A 1,243-nucleotide genomic window follows, 5' to 3' on the forward strand; every position below is an offset into this window, starting at 1 on the left:
CCCCCGCGCCCCGCACTTTCGCTCGGGAAACCGTCGCTACCTCGGCACGACGTCGGCGAAGTAGCGACGGTTCGTCGAGCGAAAGTGGAGAGATGATGGATGCCATGACGGAGACCTCGCATCCCCGGCCCGACCCCGCCCGCGTGCGCGCCCTGCGTGGCACCGTCCTCGCGGTGTCCCTGCTGAACCTCGCCTACATGCTCGTGGAGATCGGCGTGGCGCTCGGCATCGGCTCGGTGTCCCTGGTGGCGGACTCCGTGGACTTCTTCGAGGACTTCGCGGTGAACATGCTCATCGTGATCGCCCTCGGCTGGCCGCTGGCCCGGCGGGCGCGCGTCGGCAAGGTGATGGCCGGGATCATCGTGCTCCCGGCGATCGCCGCGTTCGCGATGGCCGCGGTGAAGGTCGGCGACCCCGAGCCGCCCGCCACCGGCCCCCTGTTCTGGACCGGCGTCGGATCCCTGCTGGTCAACCTGGTGTGCGTGGGCCTGCTGGCCCGCTTCCGAGCCGACGGCGGATCCCTCACGCGGGCGGCATGGCTCGCCGCCCGCAACGACCTGATCGCCGGCATCGTGCTGATCGCCCTGGCCGGGGCGACCGCGCTGACCGCCTCCGGCTGGGCGGACATCATCGTGGGCGTGCTGCTGGTGGTGCTCAACGGCGGCGCCGCCAAGGAGGTCTGGCAGGCCGCCACGGAGGAGCGCCTCGCGGCGCAGGCCCTCGCCGGCGAGTTCGACGACGACTGAGCCCCTCGGCCCGGCACACGGCCGGGGCACGGCAGAATGGATCCATGACCGACACCTTCCCGACGCCGCTCCTCCGCCGTCGGGCCTCGCGCACCCTCGCCCTCGGCGGCACCCTCGCCCTGGCCGCCGCGATGACCGGCTGCGGCCCGGACCCCGACTACCGGCAGACCTCCGAGGACTATGCGCAGGTCTGCCGGGACGAGACCACGCAGGAGCGCGTGCCGGACGAGGACTGCGACGACTCCGCCGGCACCTCCCACGCCCACGCCGGCCACCGCACGGGCTGGTACTTCATCCCGCTCGCCGGCGGGCGCACCGTCCCGGCCGTCGGCCAACGCGCCGGCGGAGGCCTCACGACCCGCCCCGGGACGGGCACCACCACGAAGGTCCCGTCCTCCGGAGGGGAGTTCGCGAAGTCCGGCACCGTGTCCAGGGGCGGCTTCGGCTCCAAGGGCGGCGGCGCCGGCTCCTGAGCCCCCCCGCGCCCCGCATTGCCC

At 73.9% G+C, this 1,243-nt stretch carries 2 protein-coding genes; both read left to right on the top strand.

Going from position 1 to position 1,243, the window contains the following annotated elements; all coding sequences use genetic code 11:
- Nucleotides 1-104: 104 nt before the first annotated feature.
- Complete coding sequence (locus tag MHY29_RS12115; RefSeq protein ID WP_239241569.1) at nucleotides 105-746, top strand: cation transporter; 642 nt, start codon at nucleotides 105-107, stop codon at nucleotides 744-746.
- 44 nt (nucleotides 747-790) lie between these two features.
- Nucleotides 791-1,219 (top strand): tRNA-dihydrouridine synthase, encoded by a 429-nt coding sequence (locus tag MHY29_RS12120; protein WP_224355406.1) that lies wholly within the window; start codon nucleotides 791-793, stop codon nucleotides 1,217-1,219.
- Nucleotides 1,220-1,243 lie beyond the last annotated feature (24 nt).

It is taken from the genome of Micrococcus sp. ACRRV (assembly GCF_022346985.1).
Lineage (GTDB): Bacteria > Actinomycetota > Actinomycetes > Actinomycetales > Micrococcaceae > Micrococcus > Micrococcus porci.